We start from the raw sequence: 6,715 nt of genomic DNA, 5'->3' as shown, positions 1-6,715 counted from the left end.
TTAGGGAAACGCCCGGTTACATTCCGAACCCGGAAGCTAAGCCTTTCAGCGCCGATGGTACTGCAGGGGGGACCCTGTGGGAGAGTAGGACGCCGCCGAACAATTTTTAGCCTCAACCCCCGGACTCCGTCCGGGGGTTGAGGCATTTTTGCGTTCACGGGCGAGTGGTCGACCCCTGTGCAGCCCTCCCTCATGACGGAAGGTAAGGTCAGGGGGCATCGTTGGCACGTTCCCACAGGAGGCCCCCGGGTGGAGGTCCAGGAGACTCGCGTTCAGACGGACCGGGTGCTCACCATCCCCAACATCCTCAGCATGGCTCGCCTCTTGGGCGTGCCCCTCTTCCTGTGGCTGATTCTCCGTCCCGAGTTCGGTGGCCCCAAGAGCGATGGCTGGGCGCTGTTGGTGCTGATGCTGAGCGGTGTCAGCGACTATCTCGACGGCAAGCTGGCCCGGCGCTGGAACCAGATCAGCAAGCTCGGCCGGCTCCTCGATCCCGCCGCCGACCGGCTCTACATCCTTTCCACCCTCGTCGGGCTCACCTGGCGGGAGATCCTGCCGCTCTGGCTCGCCCTGGCCCTTTTGGCGCGCGAGCTGATGTTGCTTGTGATGGTGGGAATCCTCCGTCGGCACGGCTATCCGCCGCCGCAGGTGAACTTCCTCGGGAAAGCCGCGACATTCAACTTGATGTACGCCTTCCCCCTCCTGCTGCTCAGTGACGGAACGGGCTGGCTTGCGTCACTCGCTGAAGTTTTCGGGTGGGCCTTCGCCGGATGGGGTACAACTCTGTATTGGTGGGCAGGGATCCTCTACGTGGTCCAGGTCCGCCGACTCGTCAAGGCGGATACCGAGGCCGATTGAGCCCGTCCGTTCCCGTGCCTGCAACGTCGCCGGCATGAAAGAGGACGCCGCAGGGGTCACTGAGCGGACAGGGTGAAGTCGGCAGGACCGTCGTCTCTTGAAGGAGGACGCTTCCGACATGAAGGCCGTCGTGATGGCCGGTGGCGAAGGAACCCGACTTCGCCCCATGACCTCAAGCATGCCCAAGCCTCTTCTGCCGGTGGCAAACCGGCCGATCATGGAGCATGTCTTGCGACTGCTCAAGAGGCACGGTCTCAACGAGACCGTTGTCACCGTGCAGTTTCTCGCCTCGCTCGTCAAGAACTACTTCGGTGACGGCGAGGAGCTCGGTATGGAGCTCACGTACGCCAACGAGGAGAAACCGCTCGGTACCGCGGGGAGCGTCAAGAACGCCGAGGAGGCACTGAAGGACGATGCCTTCCTCGTCATCTCGGGCGACGCGCTCACCGACTTCGACCTCACCGACCTGATCGCCTTCCACAAGGAGAAGGGCGCCCTGGTCACCGTCTGCCTGACCCGTGTGCCGAATCCGCTGGAATTCGGCATCACGATCGTGGACGGGGAAGGGAAGGTCGAGCGCTTCCTCGAGAAGCCGACCTGGGGGCAGGTCTTCTCGGACACGGTGAATACGGGCATCTACGTCATGGAGCCCGAGGTCTTCGACTATGTCGAGGCCGACGTTCCGGTCGACTGGTCCGGTGACGTCTTTCCGCAGCTCATGAAGGAAGGCAAGCCGATCTACGGCTATGTCGCCGAGGGCTACTGGGAGGACGTCGGCACCCACGAGAGCTACGTCAAGGCGCAGGCCGACGTGCTCGAGGGAAAGGTGCAGGTCGAACTCGACGGCTTCGAGATCTCGCCGGGTGTCTGGGTCGCGGAGGGGGCCGAGGTCCACCCCGACGCCGTTCTCCGCGGGCCGCTCTACATCGGCGACTACGCCAAGGTCGAGGCCGGCGCGGAGATCCGAGAACACTCCGTGATCGGCTCGAACGTGGTCGTCAAGACCGGCGCCTTCCTTCACAAGGCGGTCATCCACGACAATGTCTACATCGGCCCGCAGAGCAATCTGCGCGGCTGCGTCGTCGGGAAGAACACCGATGTCATGCGGGCCGCCCGGATCGAGGACGGCGCTGTCATCGGGGACGAGTGCCTCGTCGGTGAAGAATCGATCGTGCAGGGGAACGTACGCGTCTACCCCTTCAAGACGATCGAGGCGGGCGCCTTCGTCAACACCTCCGTCATCTGGGAGTCGCGCGGCCAGGCGCATCTCTTCGGAGCACGCGGGGTCTCCGGCATCCTCAACGTGGAGATCACGCCAGAGCTGGCCGTGCGGCTGGCGGGCGCGTACGCGACCACGCTGAAGAAGGGGTCCACGGTCACCACCGCGCGTGACCACTCCAGAGGTGCCCGCGCGCTGAAGCGTGCGGTGATCTCGGCGCTGCAGGCCAGCGCCATCGACGTACGCGACCTGGAGAACGTACCGCTGCCCGTGGCGAGGCAGCAGACCGCGAGAGGCAGCGCGGGCGGGATCATGCTGCGGACCTCGCCCGGTGTTCCCGACTCCGTCGACATCATGTTCTTCGACGAACGGGGAGCGGATCTCTCGCAGGCAGGACAGCGGAAGCTGGACCGGGTCTTCGCGCGTCAGGAGTACCGGCGGGCGTTCCCGGGCGAGATCGGGGACCTGTCCTTCCCGGCGAGCGTCTTCGACTCGTACACGGGATCGCTGCTGCGGAACGTCGACACCTCCGGCATCGCGGAGGCGGGCCTCAAGGTGGTCGTCGACGCCTCCAACGGCAGTGCCGGGCTCGTCCTTCCCAGCCTGCTCGGCCGACTGCAGGTCGACTCGCTGACGATCAACCCGGGGCTCGACGAGTCGCGGCCCACCGAGTCGATCGAGACGCGGCGGGCAGGACTCGTGCGGCTCGGGGAGATCGTGGCCTCGGCGCGGGCGGCGTTCGGTGTGCGGTTCGACCCGGTGGGTGAGCGGCTCTCGCTCGTCGACGAGCGGGGAAGGATCATCGAGGACGACCGTTCGCTGCTCGTCATGCTGGATCTGGTGGCCGCCGAGCGGCGCTCCGGGCGGGTGGCACTGCCCGTGACCACCACGAGGATCGCCGAGCAGGTCGCCGCGTACCACGGCACTCAGGTGGAGTGGACGACGACCTCTCCGGACGATCTGACCCGGGTCGGCCGCGAGGAGTCCACCATCTTCGGCGGTGACGGTCGCGGTGGCTTCATCATCCCCGAGTTCAGCAGCGTCTTCGACGGTGCGGCCGCCTTCGTCCGGCTGATCGGTCTGGTGGCACGGACGCAGCTCACGCTGAGCCAGATCGACGCCCGTATTCCGCGGGCCCATGTGCTCAAGCGGGATGTCGCCACGCCGTGGGCGGTCAAGGGTCTGGTGATGCGCAGGGTGGTGGAGGCGGCCGGCGACCGGTCCGTGGACACCACCGACGGGGTGCGGGTGGTGGAGGCCGACGGGCGCTGGGTGATGGTGCTGCCCGACCCGGCCGAGGCCGTCACCCACCTGTGGGCGGAGGGTCCGGACGACACCTCGGCCCAAGCCCTGCTCGACGAGTGGTCGAGTGTGGTGGACAGCGCAGGTCACTGACGGTCCGAGCCGATGAGCGGGGAGGCGCCCCCAGCGCGCCTCCCCGCTCATCGGTGGGGCCATTCGGCGGTAGCCCCGCCGACGTGCGACGATGTGCGGCATGTCGCAGCAGCACCCCGTTCGGAGCACCGGAACACCGCCCGCGCGTCCGGACGCGTCCATGTCGCTGCTGAACAACGTGATGGACCACGCTCTCGACGACGGTTACGCGGAGGCGTCGGCCCGGCGTGCGGCGGAGGGCGGCGGACTGCCGCGTACCCTGCGCGCCAAGCTGGGACTCGCCGCCGGCCTCGTCCTCGCCGCGGCCGTGGTCACCGTGGGCGCGGCCGAGGCGAGGATCTCCGCGCCGGTCGTGGCCAAGGAGCGGCAGGAGCTCATCGACCGGATCGAGGCGGAGACGACGGCGGCCGACAGGCTGGAGCAGGACGTCGAGAAGATCCGCGACGAGGTCGGGGAGCGGCAGCGCAAGGTGCTGGAGCAGCACGGCGGCGACCAGACCGAGCTCGTGGCACTCCTCTCGGGTGCGACGCCCGTACGCGGGCCGGGCGTGAAGCTCGTCGTCGACGACGCCAAGGACACCGAGCAGGGCGGCGGGGGGCCGCGCGAGAGCAGCGGGTTCTCCGACACCGGCCGGGTGCGCGACCGGGACATGCAGCGGATCGTCAACGGTCTGTGGGAATCCGGCGCGGAGGCTGTGGCGATCAACGGCCAGCGGCTGACGTCGCTCTCCGCGATCCGGGCGGCGGGCGACGCCATACTGGTCGACAACAAGCCGCTGGTGCCGCCGTACACCGTGCTCGCCGTGGGGGACGGCCGGCGGCTGAGCACCGCGTTCCAGGACAGCGCCGACGGACAGTACCTGCACGCGCTGCAGGAGAACTTCGGGATCCGCACCAGCATCTCGGCCGAGGCCGAGGTGCGGCTGCCGGCCGCGCCGAGCCTGATCGTACGTACAGCAGTGCCGAGGGGAGCCGGGGCGGCCAAGGCCACCGGACAGGCCACGGCCGACACAGGGAAGGGCACATCGTGATCGCCGTACTGGGCCTGATCGTGGGAGTGGTGGTCGGACTGTTCGTCCGGCCCGAGGTGCCGGCGGTGGTCGAGCCCTATCTTCCGATCGCCGTGGTCGCCGCCCTCGACGCGGTCTTCGGCGGCCTGCGGGCCATGCTCGACGGGATCTTCGTCGACAAGGTCTTCGTGGTCTCCTTCCTGTCGAACGTGGTCGTGGCGGCGCTGATCGTCTTCCTCGGCGACAAGCTGGGCGTGGGCGCGCAGCTGTCGACCGGCGTCGTCGTCGTGCTCGGCATCCGGATCTTCTCCAACGCGGCCGCCATCCGGCGGCACGTCTTCCGGGCGTGAGGCCGATGAGCGACGACGACACGCCTCAGAACGAGAACGCCCAGAACGAGAACGCTCGGAACGGCACGCCTCAGAACGAGGTGCCCGCGAACGGGACGCCGACGAGCGGTGAGACGCCCGTGGGCGAGAAGCAGGAGCTGACCGGACGGCAGCGGCTCGCCGCCGGGCTGTGGCCGCCGCGGGTGAGCAGGGCCCAACTCATCGTCGCCGTCCTGCTGTTCGTCCTCGGTCTCGGTCTCGCCATCCAGGTCCGCTCCACCAGCGACAACAGCGCGCTGCGCGGAGCCCGGCAGGAGGACCTGGTGCGGATCCTCGACGAGCTCGACGACCGCACGCAGCGCCTGGAGGACGAGAAGACGCGGCTCGGGACCCAGCGCTCGGAGCTGGAGACCAGCTCCGACCAGGCCGAAGAGGCGCGCAAGCAGACCCAGGAGAAGGAGCGGCAGCTCGGCATCCTGGCCGGCACGGTAGCCGCCGAGGGTCCCGGCATCACCCTGACCATCTCGGACGGCGCGGGAGCGGTCGAGTCCGACATGCTGCTCGACGCGATCCAGGAGCTCAGGGCGGCAGGCGCCGAGGCGATCCAGGTCAACGACGTACGAGTGGTCGCGGACAGTTATTTCTCCGGCGGCGACGGTTCGATAGAGATCGATGGAACGAAGGTGGCCGCTCCGTACGTCTTCAAGGTCATCGGCAAGCCCGAGGATCTCGAGCCCGCGCTCAACATCCCCGGTGGAGTCGTCCAGACCCTGGAGAAGGAGCAGGCCACGGCCTCCGTGGCCCGTTCCCAGAAGATCGTTGTGGACGCCTTGCGACCTGCGAAGCGGCCTGACTACGCTCAGTCGTCCTCGCAGTGACGCGGGGGCGCATGGCGGTCCCGCGACAAGGGCAAGACGTTGCGGGGGGTCGCCGCACCACAAGCGTGGTGCGTGGTGGAAACTGTCGGGAGGATACGGACGTTGTGAGGATGTCCGGGTCGGCAGGTGTGTTCATTCAGGGTTCGTCCTGCCCCACGGGCGGGTCTGTTTCGGTCAAGGGGAATCGCCCGTGAGTTTTTTTGCGAAGTTGTTCGGCAAGAGCGCACGCGAGGACGGCGGCAACGCCAAGCACCGCGCGCCGCGCCATGCCCAGAGCGAGGAGCCGGGCGGCGAGCGCCCGCTCTTCCGCGACGAGGTCGGTGAACAGGGTGGCGGTGACATTCCGGGCACACAGGGCGCGTCGTCTGTTGACCCTGCCGGTGCCGGCCGCATAGGTTTCGGAGAACCATCAACCTCAAGTGCGGGTGGAGGGTTCACCCCCGACCCGTATGCGACCCAAACCTCCGCGGGTCAGCCGCGGCAGGAGGATGCGTCCATGCCGGTGTGTACGAGGTGCGGTCACCGCAACACCGCGGACAGCCGTTTCTGCTCTCACTGCGGTACGCCGCTGCGGGGCGGGGCGCCCTCGGAGCGCGCGTCCGAGACGACGTCGACGATCTCGATCTCCGGTCTCGAGGCCTACGACGCCGAGGTCACCGGCCAGACCTCGCTGCCGTCCCTCTCTCCCGAGGCGCTCGCGGCGGTCGAGGCGCTGCCGGCCGGTTCGGCGCTGCTCGTGGTGCGGCGCGGTCCGAACTCGGGCAGCCGTTTCCTGCTGGACGGTGAGCTGACCACGGCCGGCCGTCACCCGCAGAGCGACATCTTCCTGGACGACTTCACCGTCTCCCGCCGCCATGTGGAATTCCGCCGGGCGCAGGACGGCAGCTTCACCGTCGCCGATGTCGGCAGCCTCAACGGCACGTACGTCAACCGCGAGCCGATCGACTCGGTCGTCCTGTCCAACGGCGACGAGGTGCAGATCGGCAAGTACCGCCTGGTCTTCTACTCGAGCCAGCGGGGCGTGTAA

6 protein-coding genes and 1 rRNA gene are annotated in these 6,715 nt (G+C 68.1%); all 7 read left to right on the top strand.

What is annotated here, in order from left to right; translation table 11 throughout:
• Positions 1-101 (top strand): 5S ribosomal RNA (gene rrf / locus IE136_RS22445); the annotation flags it as partial.
• A gap of 148 nt (positions 102-249) precedes the next feature.
• The gene (clsA, locus tag IE136_RS22440) at positions 250-858 is read left to right on the top strand and encodes a cardiolipin synthase ClsA (protein ID WP_158985237.1); all 609 of its coding nucleotides are present in this window, start codon (positions 250-252) and stop codon (positions 856-858) included.
• Between the two features lie 118 nt (positions 859-976).
• Positions 977-3,472 carry a mannose-1-phosphate guanyltransferase gene (locus IE136_RS22435; protein WP_158994043.1) on the top strand — a complete coding sequence of 832 codons (2,496 nt, stop codon included), beginning with the start codon at positions 977-979 and terminating at the stop codon, positions 3,470-3,472.
• A 100-nt stretch (positions 3,473-3,572) separates the two neighbouring features.
• Positions 3,573-4,502: a DUF881 domain-containing protein gene (locus IE136_RS22430; protein ID WP_158985235.1), complete on the top strand. Its 930-nt coding sequence runs from the start codon at positions 3,573-3,575 to the stop codon at positions 4,500-4,502.
• On the top strand, positions 4,499-4,831 hold the full coding sequence (locus IE136_RS22425) for a small basic family protein (protein ID WP_158985233.1): 333 nt from the start codon (positions 4,499-4,501) through the stop codon (positions 4,829-4,831). Before IE136_RS22430 ends, IE136_RS22425 begins: the two co-directional genes overlap by 4 nt.
• A gap of 5 nt (positions 4,832-4,836) precedes the next feature.
• Entirely contained in the window at positions 4,837-5,688 is an 852-nt protein-coding gene (locus IE136_RS22420) for a DUF881 domain-containing protein (RefSeq protein ID WP_158985231.1), read from the top strand.
• A gap of 82 nt (positions 5,689-5,770) precedes the next feature.
• Positions 5,771-6,715: an FHA domain-containing protein gene (locus tag IE136_RS22415; RefSeq protein ID WP_189601230.1), complete on the top strand. Its 945-nt coding sequence runs from the start codon at positions 5,771-5,773 to the stop codon at positions 6,713-6,715.

Origin of the sequence: Streptomyces lateritius (assembly GCF_014649715.1) — a bacterium.
GTDB lineage: Bacteria > Actinomycetota > Actinomycetes > Streptomycetales > Streptomycetaceae > Streptomyces > Streptomyces lateritius.
Note: the sequence above shows the minus strand (reverse complement) of the source record. Positions and strands in the feature narration are given on the sequence as shown.

Coding starts and splice junctions, on each gene's coding strand:
- IE136_RS22420 (WP_158985231.1), top strand. CDS start 4,837: ATGAGCGACGACGACACGCCTCAGAACGAGAACGCCCAGAACGAGAAC.
- IE136_RS22430 (WP_158985235.1), top strand. CDS start 3,573: ATGTCGCAGCAGCACCCCGTTCGGAGCACCGGAACACCGCCCGCGCGT.
- IE136_RS22435 (WP_158994043.1), top strand. CDS start 977: ATGAAGGCCGTCGTGATGGCCGGTGGCGAAGGAACCCGACTTCGCCCC.